This is a genomic window from Thermotomaculum hydrothermale (assembly GCF_016592575.1).
In the GTDB taxonomy this organism is placed as follows: Bacteria; Acidobacteriota; Holophagae; order Thermotomaculales; family Thermotomaculaceae; genus Thermotomaculum; species Thermotomaculum hydrothermale.
In genome coordinates this window covers 2,288,282-2,310,119 of sequence record NZ_AP017470.1, presented here as the reverse complement: position 1 = coordinate 2,310,119, position 21,838 = coordinate 2,288,282, and the positions used below count along the sequence as shown (strand labels likewise).

23 protein-coding genes are annotated in these 21,838 nt (G+C 35.3%); 7 read left to right on the top strand and 16 right to left on the bottom strand.

Annotation, left to right across the window (positions count from 1 at the left end; translation table 11 throughout):
- Positions 1-8: 8 nt before the first annotated feature.
- Complete coding sequence (locus tag TTHT_RS10730; protein ID WP_201327980.1) at positions 9-1,067, bottom strand: class I fructose-bisphosphate aldolase; 1,059 nt, start codon at positions 1,065-1,067, stop codon at positions 9-11.
- Positions 1,068-1,164: 97 nt separating this feature from the next.
- Here TTHT_RS10730 and TTHT_RS10725 point away from each other — a divergent pair, with 97 nt between their 5' ends.
- A complete protein-coding gene (locus TTHT_RS10725; RefSeq protein WP_201327979.1) occupies positions 1,165-2,109 on the top strand; it encodes a 2-hydroxyacid dehydrogenase in 945 nt (314 codons plus the stop codon).
- Here the strand turns inward: TTHT_RS10725 and TTHT_RS10720 are convergent.
- From TTHT_RS10720 to queD, 8 genes are read right to left on the bottom strand one after another with little or no spacing between them, the layout of a single operon-like run.
- Positions 2,100-2,990, bottom strand: a complete 891-nt coding sequence (locus TTHT_RS10720; protein WP_201327978.1) for a cell division protein FtsX — start codon at positions 2,988-2,990, stop codon at positions 2,100-2,102. The genes TTHT_RS10725 and TTHT_RS10720 overlap by 10 nt on opposite strands.
- 2 nt (positions 2,991-2,992) lie before the next feature.
- Positions 2,993-3,649, bottom strand: coding sequence for a cell division ATP-binding protein FtsE (gene ftsE / locus TTHT_RS10715; protein ID WP_201327977.1), 657 nt, complete (start codon positions 3,647-3,649; stop codon positions 2,993-2,995).
- Positions 3,646-4,584 (bottom strand): transketolase family protein, encoded by a 939-nt coding sequence (locus TTHT_RS10710; protein WP_201327976.1) that lies wholly within the window; start codon positions 4,582-4,584, stop codon positions 3,646-3,648. The genes ftsE and TTHT_RS10710 overlap by 4 nt, the downstream gene beginning before the upstream one ends.
- 3 nt (positions 4,585-4,587) lie before the next feature.
- Positions 4,588-5,208 (bottom strand): uridine kinase, encoded by a 621-nt coding sequence (gene udk / locus TTHT_RS10705; RefSeq protein WP_201327975.1) that lies wholly within the window; start codon positions 5,206-5,208, stop codon positions 4,588-4,590.
- Positions 5,208-6,026: a transketolase gene (locus tag TTHT_RS10700; protein WP_201327974.1), complete on the bottom strand. Its 819-nt coding sequence runs from the start codon at positions 6,024-6,026 to the stop codon at positions 5,208-5,210. The genes udk and TTHT_RS10700 overlap by 1 nt, the downstream gene beginning before the upstream one ends.
- A gap of 20 nt (positions 6,027-6,046) precedes the next feature.
- Positions 6,047-6,676: a PAQR family membrane homeostasis protein TrhA gene (gene trhA, locus TTHT_RS10695; protein ID WP_201327973.1), complete on the bottom strand. Its 630-nt coding sequence runs from the start codon at positions 6,674-6,676 to the stop codon at positions 6,047-6,049.
- On the bottom strand, positions 6,676-7,323 hold the full coding sequence (locus TTHT_RS10690) for a radical SAM protein (RefSeq protein ID WP_201327972.1): 648 nt from the start codon (positions 7,321-7,323) through the stop codon (positions 6,676-6,678). The genes trhA and TTHT_RS10690 overlap by 1 nt, the downstream gene beginning before the upstream one ends.
- A 57-nt stretch (positions 7,324-7,380) precedes the next feature.
- Positions 7,381-7,668, bottom strand: a complete 288-nt coding sequence (queD, locus tag TTHT_RS10685; protein ID WP_201327971.1) for a 6-carboxytetrahydropterin synthase QueD — start codon at positions 7,666-7,668, stop codon at positions 7,381-7,383.
- A 95-nt stretch (positions 7,669-7,763) separates the two neighbouring features.
- On the opposite strand from queD, the gene TTHT_RS10680 reads away from it, so the two are divergent.
- A complete protein-coding gene (locus TTHT_RS10680; protein WP_201327970.1) occupies positions 7,764-9,458 on the top strand; it encodes a tetratricopeptide repeat-containing diguanylate cyclase in 1,695 nt (564 codons plus the stop codon).
- Here TTHT_RS10680 and TTHT_RS10675 read toward each other — a convergent pair.
- Entirely contained in the window at positions 9,440-10,828 is a 1,389-nt protein-coding gene (locus tag TTHT_RS10675; RefSeq protein WP_201327969.1) for an alanine/glycine:cation symporter family protein, read from the bottom strand. The two genes, TTHT_RS10680 and TTHT_RS10675, sit on opposite strands and share 19 nt — an antisense overlap.
- Before the next feature lie 91 nt (positions 10,829-10,919).
- Between TTHT_RS10675 and TTHT_RS10670 the strand changes: the two genes are divergently transcribed.
- The 5 genes from TTHT_RS10670 to TTHT_RS10650 are packed head-to-tail and all read left to right on the top strand — an operon-like array spanning position 10,920 to position 13,851.
- Complete coding sequence (locus tag TTHT_RS10670) at positions 10,920-11,264, top strand: hypothetical protein (protein WP_201327968.1); 345 nt, start codon at positions 10,920-10,922, stop codon at positions 11,262-11,264.
- Positions 11,265-11,308: 44 nt separating this feature from the next.
- Positions 11,309-11,731, top strand: a complete 423-nt coding sequence (locus TTHT_RS10665) for an SHOCT domain-containing protein (protein ID WP_201327967.1) — start codon at positions 11,309-11,311, stop codon at positions 11,729-11,731.
- Positions 11,732-11,995 (top strand): hypothetical protein, encoded by a 264-nt coding sequence (locus tag TTHT_RS10660; RefSeq protein WP_201327966.1) that lies wholly within the window; start codon positions 11,732-11,734, stop codon positions 11,993-11,995.
- Positions 11,982-13,016, top strand: a complete 1,035-nt coding sequence (rlmN, locus tag TTHT_RS10655; RefSeq protein WP_201327965.1) for a 23S rRNA (adenine(2503)-C(2))-methyltransferase RlmN — start codon at positions 11,982-11,984, stop codon at positions 13,014-13,016. Before TTHT_RS10660 ends, rlmN begins: the two co-directional genes overlap by 14 nt.
- A 31-nt stretch (positions 13,017-13,047) precedes the next feature.
- Entirely contained in the window at positions 13,048-13,851 is an 804-nt protein-coding gene (locus TTHT_RS10650; RefSeq protein WP_201327964.1) for an alpha/beta fold hydrolase, read from the top strand.
- On the opposite strand, the gene TTHT_RS10645 is transcribed toward TTHT_RS10650, so the two are convergent.
- The 6 genes from TTHT_RS10645 to TTHT_RS10620 are packed head-to-tail and all read right to left on the bottom strand — an operon-like array spanning position 13,848 to position 21,718.
- Entirely contained in the window at positions 13,848-14,420 is a 573-nt protein-coding gene (locus tag TTHT_RS10645) for a thymidine kinase (RefSeq protein WP_269089388.1), read from the bottom strand. The two genes, TTHT_RS10650 and TTHT_RS10645, sit on opposite strands and share 4 nt — an antisense overlap.
- An 11-nt stretch (positions 14,421-14,431) precedes the next feature.
- Positions 14,432-15,967: a bifunctional phosphoribosylaminoimidazolecarboxamide formyltransferase/IMP cyclohydrolase gene (gene purH / locus TTHT_RS10640; protein ID WP_201327963.1), complete on the bottom strand. Its 1,536-nt coding sequence runs from the start codon at positions 15,965-15,967 to the stop codon at positions 14,432-14,434.
- 42 nt (positions 15,968-16,009) lie between these two features.
- Positions 16,010-16,735 (bottom strand): lipoate--protein ligase family protein, encoded by a 726-nt coding sequence (locus tag TTHT_RS10635; RefSeq protein WP_201327962.1) that lies wholly within the window; start codon positions 16,733-16,735, stop codon positions 16,010-16,012.
- A complete protein-coding gene (locus TTHT_RS10630) occupies positions 16,728-18,257 on the bottom strand; it encodes a YifB family Mg chelatase-like AAA ATPase (protein WP_201327961.1) in 1,530 nt (509 codons plus the stop codon). Before TTHT_RS10630 ends, TTHT_RS10635 begins: the two co-directional genes overlap by 8 nt.
- Complete coding sequence (locus tag TTHT_RS10625; protein ID WP_201327960.1) at positions 18,257-20,077, bottom strand: lytic transglycosylase domain-containing protein; 1,821 nt, start codon at positions 20,075-20,077, stop codon at positions 18,257-18,259. Before TTHT_RS10625 ends, TTHT_RS10630 begins: the two co-directional genes overlap by 1 nt.
- Positions 20,078-20,110: 33 nt before the next feature.
- Complete coding sequence (locus tag TTHT_RS10620; protein ID WP_201327959.1) at positions 20,111-21,718, bottom strand: response regulator; 1,608 nt, start codon at positions 21,716-21,718, stop codon at positions 20,111-20,113.
- Between the last annotated feature and the right edge of the window lie 120 nt (positions 21,719-21,838).

Sequence of the window (21,838 nt, the reverse complement as noted above, 5' to 3'; positions counted from 1 at the left end):
CAATTTTTTTAAGCAAGGGTAATGTCTTTGTCCAGAAAAACATCCTGAATAGCGTTAAGGAGTTTAACACCTTCATCCATAGGCTTCTGAAATGCCTTTCTACCAGAGATAAGACCCATTCCCCCTGCCCTCTTGTTTATAATTGCTGTTTTTACAGCCTGAGCAAGGTCATTTTCCCCTGACGGCCCACCTGAATTTATAAGGCCAATCCTTCCCATATAGCAACCTGCAACCTGATACCTTGTTAAATCAATTGGATGGTCACTTGTCAGTTTTTCATAGACAAGCTTGTTTGTTTTACCAAAGTTTATAGCCACAAAACCACCGTTATTTTCAGCCTGTTTCTGCTTAACTATGTCAGCCTCAATTGTTGCACCAAGGTGGTTTGCCTGATTTGTTAAATCAGCTGCAACATGGTAATCCTTCCCATCTTTCTTGAAAGCAGGGTTTCTCAAATAACACCAGAGAATAGTTGCCATACCCAAAGAATGAGCATACTCAAAAGCCCTTGAAATCTCCTGAATCTGCCTTGAAGACTCGGGAGAACCAAAGTAAATGGTTGCACCAACAGCTGCACAACCCATATCAAAAGCCTGATCAATGGACGCAAAAAGTATCTGGTCATACTTGTTTGGATAGGTTAACAACTCATTGTGGTTAATCTTTAAAACAAATGGAATTTTGTGGGTATACTTTCTCGCAACAGAACCTAAAACCCCTAAAGTTGTTGCAACAGCGTTGCATCCACCTTCAATTGCAAGTTTAATAATATTTTCAGGGTCAAAGTAAATAGGGTTAGGTGCAAAAGATGCCCCGGCAGAATGCTCAATCCCCTGGTCAACAGGAAGAATTGACAAATACCCTGTTCCTGCAAGCCTTCCAGTATTGTAAAGCCTCTGTAAATTAACTAAAACAGAAGGTTTCCTGTCACTTTGAATAAAAATTCTGTCAACAAAATCTGGACCAGGTGCATGAATCATTTCCTTCGGAATTGTCTTACACTTGTGTTCAAGCAAATCACGGGTTTCCTTTTCCCCTAAAATCTTTTCGTAATCAAGTAATGCCATTTTTATCCCCCTAAACGAATTTGTGCTCTATAGAAAAATTGTAATTTATTTTATTTTTAAACGCAATAAAATAAAGAGAAAGGGATAAGGAGGGAGTATGAAGGTTTTTGTTACAAAAAAGATACCTGAAATTGGAATAAATTACCTGAAAGAAAGGGGATTTGAGGTTAATGTAAGGGAAGAAGAGGGAATTATTCCAGATAATCAATTGATAGAAGCGTTAAAAAAATATGATGGAATTATCTCAATGCTTTCAGACAACCTTTCAAAAGAGGTATTAAAACACGCTGAAAAGACAAGGGTTATTTCAAACTATGCAGTTGGTTACAACAACATTGATGTTGAATACGCAAGGGAAAAGGGAATAATTGTAACAAATACCCCTGATGTTTTAACCTATGCAACAGCAGAACTTGCTTTTGGACTTATGCTTTCTGCATCAAGGAGAATTGTGGAAGGAGATAGGTTTACAAGAGAGGGAAAATTCAAGGGATGGGAGCCACTTTTATTTTTGGGAAAAACACTTGACAATGCAACTGTTGGGATTGTTGGAATGGGGAGAATAGGGCAGAAATTTGCAGAAATGCTTTCAGGGTTTAATGTAAAAATCATCTATTATTCAAAAACTAAAAAGGATTTACCGTACAAATTTGTTGATTTTGAGACTCTATTAAAAGAATCAGATCTTATTTCTCTCCACCTACCTTTAACAAAGGAAAGCAAACATATGTTTACAGAAAATGAGTTTGAAAAGATGAAAGATGGTGTTGTTTTTATAAATACAGCAAGGGGAGCAATTGTTAAAGAGTCAGACTTAATAAAGGCTTTGAAAAAGGGGAAAATAGCCTTTGCAGGCCTTGATGTTTATGAGTTTGAACCTGAAATCAGTGATGAATTGAAAAAAATGCAAAATGTAGTAATTTTACCTCACATAGGAAGTGCAACAGAAAAGGCGAGAAACGATATGTCAATGCTTGTTGCAAAGAACATTGAAGCTGTATTAAGAGGGGGAAAGGCAATTACACCTGTAAATCAGGTGTAATCAATCTGTAAAGAGGCAATCAAAGCACCTATTACTCCAAATATTACAGACAAAAGCAATAATTTTAACTGCATATCAACAGGTAAAATGTGCAACTCTTTCAGGAAACTTAAAACTTCAACTTTTCTGAAAAATCTTGAAGAAAGGTAAACAACTGATAAATTTCCTATTAAAATTCCTGCAATCCCCCCAAAAAATCCCTGCAAAATCCCTTCAAAAACAAAGGGCATTCTAATATACCTCATATTAGCGCCAACCAACTGCATAATGGCAATATCCTCTTTTCTTGAAACAATTGTAATTTTAATAACATTGTAAATTGTAATAATTGACGAAATTATAAGAACAAAGGTTAAAATAAAAGCAAAAAATGAAAAACTTGCCGCAATACTCTGTATCTTTGAAAACAACTCAAAAGGGGTATAAACATCCTCTACAATATCCTGATACTTAATTAAAAGTTCTTGAAGTTCAGGTAGTTTTTTGTAGTTAACCTTTAATATAAATGCGTCCGGCACCGGGTTATCCCCTAAATCTTTTTCAACACCCTTTAAATGGGAAAATCTTTTATAAAGGAGATTTAACCCCTCTTCCTTTGGGATAAACTTTAAATCTTTAACCCCATCAAAAAGGGAAAGTTTATTTTTAAGCAGGTTTATATCCCTCTTTGAAACATTGTTTTTAAGGTAGATTGAAACAACAGGTTCTGTTCTCATTCTCTTTAAATACAAATCTACATTAACAAAAAAGGTGGAAAATATAGTTATAATAGCTAAAGACACAGCAATAATAAAAATAGATATAATTGTTGTCCCCTTAGACCTCGAAAAATTTTTCCAGCCCTCTGATGTGTAAAAAGACAGGTCGCTTAAAATCCTCAAAATCACTCCTTTAAATGCCCGTGTTCAAGCCTTATAACCCTTTTTTTAAACATATCAATCATATTTTTATCGTGAGTTGCTATTACAACCGTTGTCCCTCTATTGTTTATCCTTTCAAAAAGCTTCATAATTTCTATAGAAAGTTCATAATCAAGGTTGCCGGTAGGCTCGTCAGCAAGCAAAATCAAAGGATCATTAACAAGAGCCCTTGCTATGGCAATTCTCTGCTGCTCCCCGCCAGACAAACTTTTAGGGTATTCATTAAATTTATGCTGAAGACCCACCCACTTTAAAACACTGTATGCCTTATCCTCTCTAAACCTTGCAGGATAACCTAACACTTTAAGGACAAAGGTTATATTTTCAAAAACTGTCCTGTTTTCAAGAAGTTTAAAGTCCTGAAAAACAACTCCAATTTTTTTCCTGAAATCAGGCAAGTCACTTTTTGATATATGCATTGTGTCTTTATTATGAACAACAACCTTTCCCTCTGTCGGTTTCAACTCCCTGAAAATTAGTCTTAAAAAGGTTGTCTTCCCTGCCCCTGATGGCCCTGTGAGAAAAACAAACTCTCCCTTTGGAATAGATACCGTTATATCCTTCAAAGCAAACTGCTTCCTGTTGTCGTAAGCCTTGTAAACATGGTAAAACTTAATCATTTATTGCTGTTGTAAAACTCCTCAATTTTTTTAGCAATAGAATTTCCATCAAGGCCAAAGTAAACAAGCAAATCTCCAGCTTTTCCTGACCTTCCAAATTTATCTTCCATTCCTATTCTCTTAATCTTTACAGGGTAATTTTCGCTTAAAACCTCTGAAATTGCACCACCTAAACCGCCTATTATATTGTGCTCTTCAACTGTAACAGCAAGTTTTGTATCTGAAACAGCGTTAACAATTCCTTCAACATCAATAGGCTTAATTGTTGAAACATTAACAACCTTTGCAGAAATACCCTTTTCTTCAAGCAATTCAGCAGCCTTTAAACTTTCAGCAACCATAACTCCACATGCAAAAACTGTTATGTCTGAGCCTTCTTTTAAAACTCTAACCTTCCCGTAGTCAAAAGAGTAATTTTCATCAAAGATAACAGGGGTTGCAGACCTTGTCATTCTAATGTACACAGGGCCTTTATACTCTGCTGCAAACTCAACAGCCTTCTTTGCCTCATAGTAATCTGCAGGAACAATTACTGACATATTCGGTAAAACCCTCATTAAAGCAATATCTTCAAGAGCCTGATGGGTTGCCCCGTCTTCTCCCACAGTAATTCCACCATGGGTTGCACAAATCTTTACATTTTTATTTCCAAGGCAAACAGCCTGCCTCACTATTTCCCACGCCCTTCCTGTTGCAAACATTGCAAAGGAAGAAGCAAATGGAATTTTGCCCACTGTAGCAAGCCCGGAAGCTGTTGCAATCATATCCTGCTCTGCAATTCCCATATTGAAAAACCTTTCAGGAAACTCTTTTGCAAACATTGCAGTTTTGGTAGAACCTGAAAGGTCGGCATCTAAAACCACAATATTCTCATTCTCTTTTCCTAACTTTACAAGTGTTTCACCATAACCTTCTCTCATTGCTTTTTTTTCCATATTTCACTCCGATAACAAAGTTTTTATTCTATTTACAACAAACCTGATAGCCTCTCTATTGTGAGCCCCTTCAGGGATTATCAGGTCAGCCCACCTTTTTGAAGGCTCAACAAACTCCTCGTGCATTGGTTTAACCTGATTGAGATACTGCTCTATTATATTGTCTAAATCCCTTCCCCTTTCGTTAATATCCCTAACAATTCTCCTTAAAACCCTTACATCTGCATCAGTGTCAACATAGAGTTTAATATCTATCAATTCCCTCAACTCAGGTATAACAAAAATCATTATCCCCTCAAGAATAATAACCTTTTTAGGAACAACAGTGGTGAACTTATCCTTTTCCCTTGTGTGGGTAACAAAGTTATAAACCGGCTTTTTTATAGGGACATTGTTTTTCAATGCTTTTAAATCTTCTATTAACTTGTCAAAATCAACTGAACCTGGATGATCAAAGTTTACCTTTTTTCTCTCCTCAAAGGGAAGGTCAGACAAATCTTTGTAATATGAATCCTGGTCAACCAAAACAACATCCCCCTCTGGGAAATGCTTCATAATCTCAAGGGCAAAAGAGGTTTTACCTGAACCTGTACCGCCTGCAATTCCTATAAGAAGGTTATGCATCAGGCTAACTCCTTCATTGCAATCTTATACTCTTCATCGTTAGGTGCCTTGCCGTGAAATTTGTAATTGTTTTCCATAAAAGAAACCCCTTTACCCTTAACCGTTTTTGCCACGATTACGGAAGGAATTCCCATTGTTTCTTTTGCATTTTTTACAGCTTTTTCAATTTCCTCAAAGTTATGCCCGTCAATTGTTTGCACATGCCAGTTAAATGCCCTGAATTTATCTTCAAGAGGCTTTACATTCATAACCTTTTCAACATCTCCATCAATCTGTAACCCATTAAAATCAACAAAGGCAATTAAATTGTCAAGTTTGTAATGACCTGCCGCCATTGCCGCTTCCCAGATTATTCCCTCCTGACATTCCCCGTCACCTAAAATTGCATATACAAACCTTTCTGACTTATCAAGCTTATACCCTAAAGCCATTCCAACAGCCTGAGGAAAGCCCTGGCCTAAAGAGCCTGTGGTAACATCAACACCAGGCACAAAGTGGTTTTCAGGGTGCCCCTGTAAAAAAGAATCAACCTGTCTGAACTTATCAAGCTCTTCCTTTTTAAAGAAACCCTTTTCTGAAAGACAGGCATAGTACGCTGGAGTAGCGTGCCCCTTGCTTAAAACAAGCCTGTCTGAATTAAAATTGTTTCTGTTTTCAAGGGGATATTCCATTTCATAGAAAAATAGGTAAGTTAAAATGTCAATAACTGAAAGAGAGCCTCCTGGATGGCCGCTTTGTGCCTTATAAACCATATCAACAATTTCTCTTCTAAACTTTTTTGCAAGTTTTTTCAATTCTTCAAGTTTACTATTGTCCACTTTATCCTCCAAAATTTCAATTAATACACATAACTATATATCATTATATAATGAGAAATAGCCCCTGCTAAAACAAAAAGGTGCCATATCTCATGAAAACCTAAAATTTTTCCAAAATCTGGCTTTTTCAAGGCATAAATAATTGCCCCAACTGTATAAAAGGTGCCACCTATCATTAGCCACAAAAATCCTTTAAATGAAAGTGCATAATACACATATTTAATCCCGAAAATAGCCACCCAACCCATTAAAAGGTAAATCCCTGTTGAAAACCATCTTGGTGCATCAATCCAAAAAAAAGACTGTATTGCAGAAACAATTGCTAAAGACCATATAACAATCAAAAAAATCATTCCAGCCTTACTTTCCTTTAATGAAATCATACACAAAGGAGTATATGTCCCGGCAATAAATACACCAATCATAACATGGTCTAACTTCCTAAGTGTTTTTATTACCTTATCGTTAGCATTAACAGAGTGGTAAAGGGCACTTGAAAAAAACATTGAAAACATGGAAATACTAAATATTAATGTTGCAATCTTTTTCTCTAAAGTTGTGCTTTTAACCATAAGCCCGGCAAGCCCATAAATTGCAAAAACACTCCCTGCAAAATGGCTTAAAGCATTGAATTTCTCCCTTATTTTCATCACACACCCCTTTTATCACCCCAGATAAATTTGTGGATCTGAAGGTTAAACCTTACATTTAATCCATCTCGCACAATCCACTCTGCAAGCAAAGAAGGCTCTAAATAAGGTATGGCAGGTGAAAGGTTAATTGTATAGCCTTTATCAATTAAATTACGACTATCTATGAGGGTTTTTGCCCATTCATAATCGCTTTGGTCAACAATAACAAACTTCAATTCATCAGTTTTTCTCATTAAATCTAAATTTACATAGTTGTTTTTATCTTCCATTCCGCTTTTAGGGGTTTTTATATCAACAATTAAAATTGTATTCTCTAAAAGGAAAGGCTTAATATTTACACTTCCATTTGTTTCAATAATAATCTTTTTATCTTTTATACTTCCAAGCAATAAAATCAAATCTTTCTGGATTAGTGGTTCACCACCTGTTATATGAACATACTCAAAAGGATTACTATTGATAATTTCAAGCAACTTGGATAAAGAAAATCTTTTCCCTTCATCGTAGGCATACTTTGTATCGCAGTAAACACACCTTAAATTACATCCTGTAAAGCGGATAAAGAGCATGGGGATTCCCTGATAGGAAGTCTCTCCTTCAATAGAGGAGAATATCTCATTAATCAGGTAGGTAGGTTGCGACATACTTATCTGTTTCGTAAACTTCTATCTTTGATACTTTGTTAGGGTGAAACCTGTTTTTTAACTTTTTATAAAAAAATAGGCAATATTTTCGGCAGTTGGATTTATATTGTTGTTTTTAAAATAAGGGTGATTATTTATTACACCATGGTCTAATTGCTCTGCAATCTCATTGATAGCTGACTTTAAATCCTTAAAATCAACAAGCATCCCTAATTTATCTAATTTTTCCCCTTCAATTTCAACAACCACTCTCCAATTGTGGCCATGGAGGTTTGCGCACTTTCCGTTATAACCGTTTAAATAATGAGATGTTGAAAATACTGTCTCTGCCCTTACCCTATACATAGCGATTTAAATTATATAGTAAAAGACAATAAATTCAATAAATTTTATTTGAAACAAAATCACTTCCCTGTTATTATAATTATTAAGAGGAAATTATGATGAAAAATAAGTTAATATTTATTTTTTTTACATTATTAACATGCTTAATTTCATATACTTCAACAGAAACAACAAAAAAAGAAGCTTTGTCTTTTTTTAATAAAGGGGAAAAACTATATTCAAACGAAAACTACTCAAAGGCACTTGAAGAATACTTAAAAAGCAAAGCAATTTATGAGAAAAACAGCTCAACTGATAATTTACTTTACATTAGAATTTTGAGAAGAATAGGAGATTGCTATTATTATCTTAGTAATTACAAAAATGCTATAAATTTTTATCAAACTGCAATTGAAAAAATAGATTCTATTATCAAAAAACAAAAAAACAAAAAACTTTTGATTCACAAAGGACATTTACTAACCATGCTTGGAAATATTTTAAAATTTGTGAATTGCGAAAAAGCTATTCATTACTACAAACAGTCTCTGGAAATATACAAAAAAACAGGTTATAAAATAGGGATAGGTGGGTGCTACCTCAATATAGGAGACTGTCTGGCAAAAAAAGGAGATTTAAATAGCGCCATTGAATATACAAAAAAAGCAATAAAATACTTCAATCCCAACGATTTTTACTCTCTTTCTATAGTATATTCAAATCTTTCTGATTACTACATTGACAAACATGATTTTGAAAAAGCAATCTCCTTGATTAACAAATCAATTGAATACAGTTTAAAAGGAAACAGGAAAAGACAGTTAATATTCAATTACATAAAGTTAGGAAAATTAAAAAAAGCACAGAAAAAGTGCAATGAAGCTCTTACTTCATTTAACAAGGCTTTAGAACTTTCAAAGAAAATAAACGACAAAGATGCTATTAGAAAAACCCTGCTTTTAATGGGAAACTGCTATGCAAACTCAGGAAACTATGAGAAAGCCTATAATTGTGCAATGGAATTTATAAAAAATTCAAGAGAATTGTTTAGCAAGCAATTAATTGAACAACTTGCCGCACTTGAAAGCAAGCAAAAAAGCAAATTAATGGAAAAGAAATTAAAAACCCTTGAAAAAAGCTCTCAAATACAAGAGAAATCTCTCTTTTTGCATAAAACCACCCTTGCTGTAGTAATAATTTTCGTAGTAATTTTGTTCTGGCTTTTATGGCATAGACAAAAACTAATAGAAGAGATAGAACAAAAAAACAAAAATCTTGAAATGCTTATAGGAACTGTGGAAAAGGTTTCAAAAACAGATGATTTAACAGGGCTCCCCAACAGAAGGGGGTTGTTTGAATTTTTGGAAAGAGAAATTTCAAGGGCTATAAGGCAGAAAGAGAAATTTTCCTTTGCAATATGCGACTTAGACAACTTTAAAAGAATTAATGACAACTTTTCCCACCAGGTAGGGGATATAGTATTGATGGCTGTCTCCAAAACATTTCAGGATTTAACAAGAAAGGTTGACATTGTTGCAAGGTTTGGCGGAGAAGAGTTTATATTTGTATTTCCCTCAACACCTCTGAAAAACGCAAAAAAAGTGTGTGAAAAAATAAGAAAAACTATTGAAGAAACAGAGTTTGTGGTTTTTGACACCCCCATAAAGATTACTTTAACCTTTGGAGTAACTGAATTCACTCCTCAAAAAAACTTTGAAACCCTGCTTCAGGAGGCAGACAAAGCTTTATACTTAGGGAAAGAAACAGGGAAGAATAAGGTTGTAACATACTTTCAATACCTTGAAAAATAATCCTTTGTTATTTCTTTAACCTTTGGGGAAAGAAGGACAACAGCAATCAGGTTTGGAATTGCCATTAAACCTAAAGCAAGGTCTCCAAAAGACCAGACAATTTCAAGGGTAAAAATAGCTCCTACAAAATGCATAATCAAAAAAACTATCCTATACGGAAGAATTGCTTTATCCCCAAATAAGTATTGAATAGACCTGTCTCCATAATACGACCAGCTGATAGCTGTTGAAATTCCAAAGAGAAAAACAGAAACAGTCACAAGGTATCTACCATAATTTCCCAATAAAGAAGAAAGGGATAACTCAAAAGCCTTCGCTGTTAAAGGAGAACCGTTTAAAGCTACCCCTGATGCATCAATGTGAGTCCATGCACCGGAAATTATAATAACAAGCCCTGTCATTGTGCATATTACAAGGGTATCAATAAAAGGGCCAATCATTGCAACTGTCCCTTCCCTTGCCGCTTCCTTTGTTTTTGCAGCAGCATGGGCAATAGGCGCAGAACCCTGTCCCGCTTCGTTTGAAAATATCCCCCTCTTTACCCCCCAAATTAAGGTATATAGAAAAGTTGTGCCTGCAAATCCACCAATAGCAGCAGGGGGATTAAAAGCCGAAGTTATTATAAGCTTAAACATTTCAGGAACCTTATCTATATGTAAAACAATTGCAGTAACAGATGCCAAAACATATAAAATAGCCATAAAGGGTGCCAGTTTACTTGCCACCTGTCCTATCCTTTTAATACCACCTAAAATAACAGAACCGACAATAAGAACAAGAATTATCCCTGTAACATACTGAGGTATTCCAAAATCTGCCTTAAACTGGTCAGCAACTGTAAAAGCCTGAACAGCATTCCCTGAACCAAAAGATGAAATTACCGTACAGGCGGCAAAAAGTATTGCAAGAGGCTTAAAATTTTTCCCCAATCCTCTTTCAATGTAATACATTGGCCCCCCTGAAACAGAGCCATCAGGGTTAACCTTTCTATAGTAAAGCGATAAAGTACACTCAGCATACTTTAATGCCATACCAAAAATTGCTGTTATCCACATCCAGAACAATGCTCCTGGTCCCCCATAATGAATGGCAGTTGCCACTCCTGCAATGTTGCCTATTCCAACTGTAGCACTTAAAGCAGCCGACAATGCCTGAAAATGAGAAATATCTCCCTCTTCTTCCTGATTGTCGTATTTGCCGGATATCACTTCCCATGAATGCCAGAATTTTCTAATCTGAATAAACCCAAGGTAAAGGGTGATATAAACACCTGCCCCTAAAAGAAGGACAACCATAATAGGTGCTTTTTCAGGAAAATTCCAGATTAAAGAAGATAAAAACTCTACAATTTCTCTAATTTTATCAACCATCACCGTTTTTTTACCGTCTATATAGTGTATTTTAAATTCTTATGCATTATAGCATAACTTGTGTTAAAATCTCATTTTGACAGGAGGAAAGATGAAAAAAAGCATACTTATTGCATTACTGATTATCTTACCATTAACCATTTTAGGTGATGATTTAAAAAATAATCCTTTTGTACAGGAATTTATTCCAAAAGTTAAAACAAAAGTAAGTTTAAAGGTTTACAGAATAAAAACAAAAAGAGAATGCGCTCACCCTCAAACCCTAACTCCAAAACAGGCAAATAAAATTTTACACTCAATAAAAATCAAAAGACAAATTCCTCTCCTTGTGCTAAACAATGAAGAAATTATGAAAATCTTAAAAGACTTTGTTAAAAACATGGCTGAAGCAGGTAAAAACGAGATGGTTGTTATTGAAAAACAAAAAAATATTTAGATACAAAAAATAAAAAAGACTTACTTACAAAAATTGATAAACTTATGTTCTGGTTTAAAGATAATGAAACTCTTGTTGTTTTTTACAGTTACAAAGGGTACGACAGGGCAAGAATACTGAAAGAGGGGTTTCATGTTAATTATTTTAAAGCAAACGGTAAAATTTATAAGTCTGCAATTGAGATAAAGAAAGATGTCTGGACAAAATACCTTAACAAAGCAATCTTTGAGAAAGATTATGAAAAAATATGGGAAAGAATCCCCAAAAATCCTGAAGAAGCAGAAGCAAGGGAAAAAACAAAACAAAAAACAAGTGGTGAAAATATCAATACTGAACAGAAAACAATCTCTATTGAGGAAATGCAAAAGGAATTAGAAAGATTGAAAAATATGCTTGATAAAAAACTTATCACAAAAGAAGAATACGAAATGCTTAAAAAGAATGTTTTGAAAAAGGCGGGGTTGTAAATGCTTCCAGAAGAAATTTGGAAAAAGGTTGAAGAATTGGGAGAACTAATCCTTGATTACATAGCAGAAGACAAAGAAATAATGAAAAAAATTAATGAATTGAGAAAAAAAGGCTACCATGTATCAATTACACTGGATGCTTTTGAAGATATTGAAGAAGACGAACAACTTGATAAAATCTCAAAGATGGCTTCAAAAATAAATTCAAAAGATAGAGAATTTTTAAAAAAGTTAAAAATAAAAATTCCAGATGATAATAACTGATTGCACTTTTGAGGAATTACAAGAAAACCCCTTTTTTTCAGAAGAAAAGCCTTTCAGGATAAAACAGATAGCACAATGGGTTTATACAAAATCTGAATTTGATTTTGACAATATGACAAACCTGTCAAAGCAATTCAGAGAAAAATTAAAGGGAAATGTAGAGATTCTATCAATTGAAAAGGCTGGAGCAAACACTTCAAAGGATGGCACAACAAAGTATGTTTTCAAACTAAGAGACGGGCTTTTTATTGAATCAGTTTTAATCCCTATGAATGAAGGGAAAGTTACCTTTTGCATATCCTCCCAGGTTGGTTGCGCAATGGGGTGTAAATTCTGCAAAACAGCCACAATGGGGTTTATCAGAAACTTAACACCTTCTGAAATTGTTAGTCAGGTGCTATTACTTAAAAAATACGCAAATTTACCTGAAAAAAAGAAATTCAACATTGTATTTATGGGAATGGGGGAACCTTTACACAACACAGAAAATGTTTTTAAAGCTATACAAATTCTGACAGACAAGAACCTTATGGATTTGTCGCCAAGAAGGATAACAATTTCAACCTCTGGTTTGATTGAAGGGATAAAAAAACTTGCAAATTTTCCAATAAAGGTAAGGCTTGCAATATCGTTAAACGCCTCAAAAGAAAAACAGAGAGAAGAAATAATGCCTGTAACAAAGGGAAATCCCTTATCAAAATTGATAGATACCCTGAGAAAATTTCCCCTTTCAAACAGGGATAGAATAACCTTTGAGTATGTTCTTCTAAAAGATTTTAATGATAAGAAAGAGGATGCTTTAAGGGTTTACAAACTTTTAAAGGGGATAAAGTATAAAATAAACCTCATACCCTTTAACCCATATCCAGGAAGCAAATTTGATAAACCGGAAGAAAAGAAGGTGCTGGAATTTCAAAAGATCCTTACAGACAGGGGAATTAACGCTATTATAAGAAAATCAAAGGGAGAGGACATATCAGCTGCCTGCGGAATGCTTGCCTCAAAAACAAAAAAGGATTAAACTGATAAAAAACCCTTAAAAGGGGGAATAAATGAAACTTTACAGCGAAACAATGGGACAAGGAAAAACCATTCTTTTTATTCACGGTTTTGGGGTAAACACCTATACCTGGCGCTACTTAATGCCTGAATTTTCAAAAAGTTACAAATGCATAGCAATTAATTTAAAAGGCTTTGGTAAATCCCCAAAACCATTTGATAACAAATACTCCTTCTTTGACCACCTTGAAAATGTCTTAAAATTTATAGAGGAAAATAGGTTAAAGGATTTTGTTATTGTTGGTAATTCGTACGGTGGCGGGCTTGCAATGGGAATAGCCCTTGAATACAAAAAGAGAGGAATTGAAGAAAATTTAAAAGGCCTTGTCTTAATTGACACAATGGCGTACATTCAGGAACTTCCCCCCTTTATGAAAATTTTAACCCTGCCTGTAATCAGTGAAATTCTATCAATTTTAATTCCCCCCTCTGTTGCAACAAAGAATGCCCTGAAAGAGGTGTGGCACAATTACCATAAGGTAACTGAAGATGTGGTCAATGCGTATAAGGTAAAGTCAATAAGGGATAGATACTGCTCAATAAAAACAGCAAGACAGATTTTAAAGGGAAATATTGAAGGTTTTGTAAATGGGATAAAAGAGATTGATACAAAATCCTTGATAATATGGGGAGACAAAGACAAAATTATCCCAATTAAAACTGCTTACAAACTTGAGAAAGATTTAAAGAATTCAAGACTTGAAATTATCGAAAACTGCGGGCATGTTCCTCAGGAAGAGTGCCCTGAAAAAACAATTGAAATTATTAAAAACTTCTTAAAGGAGATAGAATTTTAACCTTCGTTTTTCAATTCAGGGTCAAAACACTTCCTGCACCTTGCCTCATACATCCCAACTGAACCAACCACAATTCTATCCTTCTTCTTTACTGTCCTCTGGGTTCTATTTGCAAGGTTTCCACACTTAACACATATCGCGAGCAACTTTGTAACATATTCCGCTTCTGCCATAAGCCTCATTGTATTTTCAAAAGGCTGGCCAAGGTAATCCTGGTCAAGCCCTGCAACAATTACCCTTTTGCCATTGTCAGCAAGGTATTTACAAACATCTATAATCTTTTCGTCAAAAAACTGCACTTCCTCAATTCCTATAACATCATCATTTTCTTCCACAAGGGGAAGGATTTCGTCTGAGTGCCTAACAACAATAGCCTCTAACATATTTCTGTTATGGGAAGAAATCTTGTCTTCAGAATACCTGTTATCAATCATTGGCTTAAAAACCTTAACACTTTGCTTTGCAATAATTGCTCTTCTCAACCTTTTTATCAACTCCTCTGTTTTTCCGCTGTACATACAGCCTGTTATAACTTCAATCCACCCAACATCGCTTATGTGCCTCATCATAACAAAACTCCTTAATGCCTGAAGTGCCTGATGCCGGTAAACACCATAGCAATTCCATGCTCATTTGCAGCCTCAATTACCTCTTTATCCCTAATTGAACCGCCTGGCTGAATAACAGCCTTTACCCCTATTTTTGCAGCTTCGTCTATGCTATCTCTAAAAGGAAAGAAGGCGTCAGATGCAAGCACACTTCCGTTTAAATCCTTATTTGCCTTCATCACGGCAATTTTAACTGAATCAACCCTGCTCATCTGGCCTGCCCCAATACCAAGAGTTTCATTTTCCTTGCAGAAAACAATTGCATTTGATTTTACATGCTTTACAACCTTCCATGCAAACTCCAAAGCCTTAAATGTCTCCTCATCAGGCTTTGCCTCTGTTACAACATTCCAATTGCTTCTGTCCTCTTCAATAGTGTCAGCATCCTGCAAAAGTATTCCACCCCTTACTCTCTTTATGTTGAAGTAAGGGTATTTTTCAGAGTTAATGGGCAATTGGATTAGCCTTAAATTCTTCTTTTTTGAAAAAATCCCCCTTGCTTCCTTTGTAAAGGAAGGGGCAATTACAACCTCAACAAAATTTTTAGTAATCAGAGAGGCAAGCTCACCGTCAACCTCTCTGTTTAAAGCAATAATGCCCCCAAAGGCAGACATCGGGTCAGTGGAGTGTGCCCTTTCAAAAGCAATTTTTAAAGATTCATTATCCCTTCCTATCCCGCAGGGGTTAGCATGTTTTACGATTACGCACGCAGGCTCATCAAACTCCCTTACCATTTCAATTGCAGCATCAGAATCCATTAAGTTGTTGTATGATAACTCCTTACCCTGCAATTTTTTCAAAGCAGGCAATTCATCATTCCTAAAATCAGGCTCGCTGTAAAAAGCAGCTTGCTGATGGGGGTTCTCCCCGTACCTCAATGTGTTCTCAAGGTTGTATTCAAGAAACAACCTCTCAGGAAATTTATTTTCAAGCATTCTATTAAAGAAAGAGGATATTGCAATATCGTAAGATGCTGTATGGGACAAAGCCTTTAATGCAAGTTTCTTTCTTGTATCAAGGGACACTTCACCGTTTTTCTCAATTTCCTCAACAACCTTTGAGTAATCATCAGGGTCAACTACAACTGCAACAGAGTAAAAATTCTTTGCAGAAGCCCTTAAAAGGGTTGGCCCGCCAATGTCAATGTTTTCAATAATCTCGTCAACATCATCTGTTTTTTTAACTGTTTCTTTAAATGGGTAAAGGTTAACGCAGACTATCTCAAAGTTATTAATGCCGTGTTTTTTCAACTCTTCTCTATGGCTTTCTTTTCTCATATCTACAAGTATTCCACCGTGAATTTTTGGGTGAAGGGTTTTAACCCTGCCGTCAAGTATTTCAGGGAAACCTGTAATATCAGAAACCTTAACGGGATTCAACCCTGCATCTTTCAACACTTTAAAAGTTCCCCCACTTGAAACTATTTCAAAGCCTAAATTTTCAAGCTTTTTTGCAAAATCAACAATACCGTTTTTATCACTAACAGAAATTAAAGCGTATCTTTTCATTTCCCTCTCCTTGTTTAATTCAATTTATTTTAAACAAAAAAATCAATCTTTAAAAGGCAAACAATTGGTTTTAAAATTCAATGGAAAACCAAATTGCTTAAGGCATTCAATACATTTTTCCTGATAATCCTGAATTGTCAAAGAAGGTAATAGCTCTTTTAAAGAAATTACCCTTTTTTTTAATCTTTCTTTTTGTGTATTTAAAACAATAGCAGTCTCCTCATAATCAAAATCAAAGGCTATTGAACCGTGCTGCAAAACCCTGTTTTTTTCTACCCTCAAAGCGTTTCCCACAATTTTTTTGCCGTTAACAAGTATTTCAAAATCTGAAGGAAGGAGAAAACAGGCAATTCCATTTTTCATCCCTTCCCTTCTCAGCTCTCTTTTAACCTTTCCAGCAAATTGACAGTTTAATTCTAAAGATGTAAATATTTTCATTAATATTTCAGCATTTTTTCTATAGATGCCTAATACGGTTTTATCATTATAAAATTCAAGGGGGAATGAAATCATATAGGTTATGTCGTTTTTGTGGTAAACAGCACCACCACCTGTAATTCTTTTTACAATATCTATCTTGTTTTTTTCACAGTAAGAAACATTGCACACCTTTTCTTTTTGCTGGGAAAAGCCAATAGAAACTCCATAAGGCTTCCATCCGTAAAGCCTGAAAACAAATCCTTTGCTTTTTGTTAAAAAAAATTCATCTATCTTCATATTTGTTTGTGGAGAATTGTATTCAAAAGGGTAAAATTCTAAATCAATCATACGATATATTTTCCGAAAGAAAGTCGGAGAGTTTAAACTGCAAAGCCTCAGCAATATGGAAAACCTTTATTTTTTCGTTGCCTTCTAAATCTGCAATTGTTCTTGCTAACTTCAAAACCCTTGTATAGGTTCTTGAAGAAAATGAATTTTGCTTGCCTGCGCTTAAAAGCAGGTCTTCCGCATCGCTTTCTAATTTACAAAGTTGTTTTATCTTCTTTGAATTAAGGTATGCGTTTAAGCAATTGTTTCTCTTAAATTGAATTTCCATAGCCTTTGAAACCATTTCCCTTGCCTTTTTTGAGGTTAAATTGTCAAGATTAGCCTCTCTCATCTTTTCAAGAGGAATTTGAGGGACATTTACAATTAAATCTATCCTGTCAAGAATTGGGCCTGAAATTCTGCTTCTATAATTTAAAATCTTTGAAGGGGTGCATATACACTCCCTCTCCTTTGAACCGTAATACCCACAGGGGCATGGGTTCATTGCTGCAACAAGCATAAACTTTGCAGGAAATTGAACAGAGCCAGTGGCCCTTGTAATTGTTACAACCCCATCCTCCATTGGCTGCCTTAAAACTTCAAGTGTTTTCCTTGAAAATTCAGGGAATTCGTCTAAAAACAAAACCCCGTTGTGGGCGTAGGATACTTCCCCAGGCAATAATTTTGCACCGCCACCTACAAGGCCAACATGGGATATTGTATGATGCGGGCTTCTGAAAGGCCTTATCTTTATAAGCCCTTTCTCCCTAAGCCTTCCCCCTGCTGAATAAATCATTGTTGTCTCTATTCTCTCTCTATTATTCATTTCAGGAAGAATTGAAGGTATAGCCTTGGCAAGCATTGTTTTACCACTCCCAGGTGGGCCATACATAAGCATATTATGCCCTCCTGCACAGGCTATTATCAAAGCTCTTTTAGGCTGTATATGCCCTTTTATATCCTCAAGTAAAACCTCGTAATCCTGTTTTGCTTCCTGGTCTGTGCACTCTTCAACAAAATTAGAGTTTTCCTTTTCCCCGGTTAAAATAGCAATTAAATCAAGAAGCGATGAATAGGGGTAAATTTCAATCCCTTTAACCGAATTTGCCTCGCAAAAGTTTTCTGAAGGGATAAAGAGTTTAAGACTGTTTTCTTTACAGTATAATGCTGTGCTTAATACACCGCTTACCCCTCTAACAGACCCATCTAAAGACAATTCCCCTATAAAAAGGCATCTATCAAAGGGGAAAACTGGCTTTATTTTCCCCTGCTCAATAACCATTCCCAGGGCAATTGCAATATCAAGCCTTGAACTTTCCTTTTTCAAGTCTGCCGGGGCAAGGTTAACTGTTATCCTTGATTTTGGGAAATCAAACCTTGAGTTTTTTATTGCAGAGCGTATTCTGTCGCGGCTTTCCCTGACTGATGCATCAGGCAAGCCAACAATGTTGAAGGATGGCAATCCACCTGACAAATCAACTTCCACATCTACCGGATAAGCGTAAATTCCTGATAAATCGGCGGATTTAACCTTTGTAACCATCAAATATCCTTAACTTTTAATAAATCTCCCGGCCTTATTATATTTGACTTTATGTTGTTTATCTTTTTGAGCCTTGCAACACTTAAACCAAATTTTCTTGAAATTGAATAAATTGTATCCCCTTCCCTCACAAGGTAAAAACCTTCGGGAATTTTATCTTTTACGGAAGAATGAGACTCTTTGCGTTTTGTAGAAATTCCATAATAAACAACAAGTTTTTTCCCCGGCCTTAAAAGATTAGATTTAAGCTTGTTCCATTTTTTTATACTCTCTGTGTCAGTATCAAACTTGCGAGCAATTCTATAAAGGGAATCGCCTCTTCTTACCCTATAATAAAATTTCTTACCGCGGGGATACCTCTTTCTTCTATACTTAACTGTAAAATCTTTAACTCTGGGAACATAGTAATCATGACCGGTGCCTATTGGGATAACAATTGTTTTACCTGCTCTAATTAATCTTTTATTCCTTATTCCATTTGCCCTGCATATAGCAGACACGCTTGTTTGATACCTTCTTGCAATTTGAGAGAGTGTTTCCCCTCTCTTTATCCTGTGATACCTTAAAGTCACCCTCTTTTCTGGAGGGAGTTTACTGAATTCTGCGATAAATTTATCTTTCGTCCCTTTTGGAATGTTTATTTTAAAATTCTTAACCCTTATAGGAGTGGTTAATCTCCTTAAATGGGGGTTAAGCTCCTGAATCTTTCTAACAGAAGTATTGCAAAGTTTAGCTATCACTCTTAAATCTGTGCAGGAATCAATTGTCACAGTATCGTATTCAAGGGGTTTTTCATAATTTAAATCAGTAAAACCATACTTTTCAGGGTTTTTTGCAATTATTAGTGCTGCTATAAAGGCCGGGACATAATTTTTTGTCTCCCTTCTTAAAAGCCATCTATGCTTTGCCAATTTCCAGAAATCCCTTGTTTTAGCCCTTCTAATTGCCCTATCCACCTTCCCCTGCCCAGCATTGTACGCCGCAAGGGCAAGATACCAATCATTGTAATGTTCATAGAGTTTTTTAAGGTGTTTTGCTGCAGCAATTGCAGATTTTTCAGGGTCACACCTTTCATCAACCCACCAGTCAACCCTTAACCCCTCAAGTCTTGCTGTTCCTCTTACAAATTGCCATATCCCTTTTGCTTTTGCCCTTGAAAGAGCATGTATTTTAAATCCGCTTTCAATTATAGGTAGATATGCAAGGTCTTCCGGTACTCCCTGCTCCCTGAAAATCTCTTTGTATCTATCTATATACCTTCCAGAACGCTCAAGAGTTGCTTGAATAACAGGCTTTAGTTTTGTGGAGTAAGCCTTAATAAACGCAAGCACTTTTTCATTTACAACAACAGGGAAAGAGTAAGTTACCTTCGAACTTTCAATTAATTTTTTCTCGCTTAACTCTTCTTCTCCAGATAGCTTAATATCTCCATCGTTTAAAATCTCGTCTTTAACATCATTATCTTGCTCTGTCTCTGAATAGGCATCGCCTTTTGCAAGCAGAGTTGTCTCCTGAAAGTGGATTTTATTAATTAGGTCTTCCCTGAATTGCTTAAATTCTGGGTTATTTATAACCTCGTCAGGTTGCTCATAAACAAACTCAACAGCCTTATCAAAGTATGTTTTTGCGTCCTCCACATAGCCGATTTCAGAATACATTTTTCCGGTTTTATAGTAATAAAGAGCACTCTCTATACCTGAATTAACCTCTTTTTCTACATTTAATTTATTTTCAGGGGGATTTATCTCAATCTTTGGATTGGCACAGGAAACACCTAATAAAAGAGAAATAAATACAAAAATTTTAATCCCGCTATACATCAAACTGCTTTTTTTCACAAATTTTAATATATCTTATTCTATCTCTTTTTCAAGTTCTTTTATTCTTCTCAAAACTATGTCTTCAGCAATCTGGGGAATAACTTCCCATGCAATTTCCCTGATTATTCTATCGCTTAACCTGTTTACAACCTCTTCTGCTATCCTCTTAATATCATCCTCAGTTAAACTTAAACCCTTTGCAGTTGTTTCTTCAGCAACAACACTTTCTACAACAGGTTCCGTTTTCTCCATCACTTCTTTCATTATAGGTTCGCTATCATGATGAAGCTCTTTTTTTTCTGCTTCTATCATATCTGATTCGTCAAATTGGGTAGGATGGGAAAAGTCTTCATTATTTATTAAATCAGATGCTTCTGAAGCTGATGATTGTTCAATTTCTTCTTCAATATTTATTTCTTCTTCATTTTTAATTTCTTTTGCAAGCTTCTCATCTACAGTTTTTTCCGAAACCTCTTCAACAAAGTTATCAAACTCATCTACCTTTGTTGGTTCCATTTCTATATCTTTAACCTGAGCCTGCTCGCTACTACTTGCCATTGCAGAATCAAGGTCTAATGTTTTTTCTTCGCTTGTTAAATCAGTCTCTTCTGAGACTGACGGTTGCTCAATCTCCTCATCAATATTTATTTGTTCCTCATTATCAATTTCTTTGACCAATTTTTCATCTACATTTTCTTCAGCAACTTCTTCCACAAAATCTTCAAATTCTTCTCCTTTTACTTCTTCCATTTCCTCTTCAGTCTCTTCCCCTTTATAATCCTCTGCTATTTCTCTAAATTGGGCAAGCTGTTCCGGTTCAATCCTCTGAGTTTCAGCTTCATGAATTTCACCTGTCTCTATCTCAGCCTGTTCTATCATTTCCTCTTCAAATTCCTCTGCTTCTTCCTCAATTGAAGACAAATCCATAGATTCAAGGTCTTTTTCAAGCTCTTCCTCGGTGAATTCCACCTCTTCAAGTTCTTCATCCAACTCTTTGTCAATGTCTTCACCTAACTCAGCATCAAGTTCACTCTCCAGTTCTTGCTCATCAAAATCCAGTTCACCAAATTCAGCATCCTGTTTGTTACCATCACCCTGTAATTCTTTGGTATCTATCTCGTCTTGAAAATCATCCATTATAAGCTCATCCCCGGAAACTTCCTGCTCTAATATTTCCCTGTCAACATCCATCAAATCTTCTTCTGAAAGGGTTAAATCTTCGTCAAAACTCCCTATTTCTTCAAAAGTTTCGGAATCTATTTCAGCAATTGTTTCCTCTTTTAAAGAGGTTGACTCACTTAAAGATACAAGGGTGTTTCTTAATTCATCTGAAGTAAAAGGCTTCTCTAAAATAGCATCAGCCCCTGCGTTAACAATTGAATCTCTGTTGTAATCAAGAAATTTAGGAACCATGGCAATTAGGGGGCAATTATATTTGCTTTTTAGCTCTTTTATAGTTTCTTCAATCTCAATTCCCGGTAAATCAATTGTAATAAATATATATTCAGCTTTTTCCCCCTCATCAATATTTAAAGGATAACTTGAGAAAAACCTGACATTATATTCAGGGCTATCTTTGAAAGTTAATTCAACAATTTTATGAATCATTATTGACGGGTCAACAACAAAAATATTTTTCATAATAAACCCCTTTATCTTTTTTCTTAACATTAACAAGTTAACAATAAAAAGTCAATATTTTTTATTTTTTAATAAAAGATTTGAAAAACACTTAAAAGTAAATTATGGTGATTTAAACAA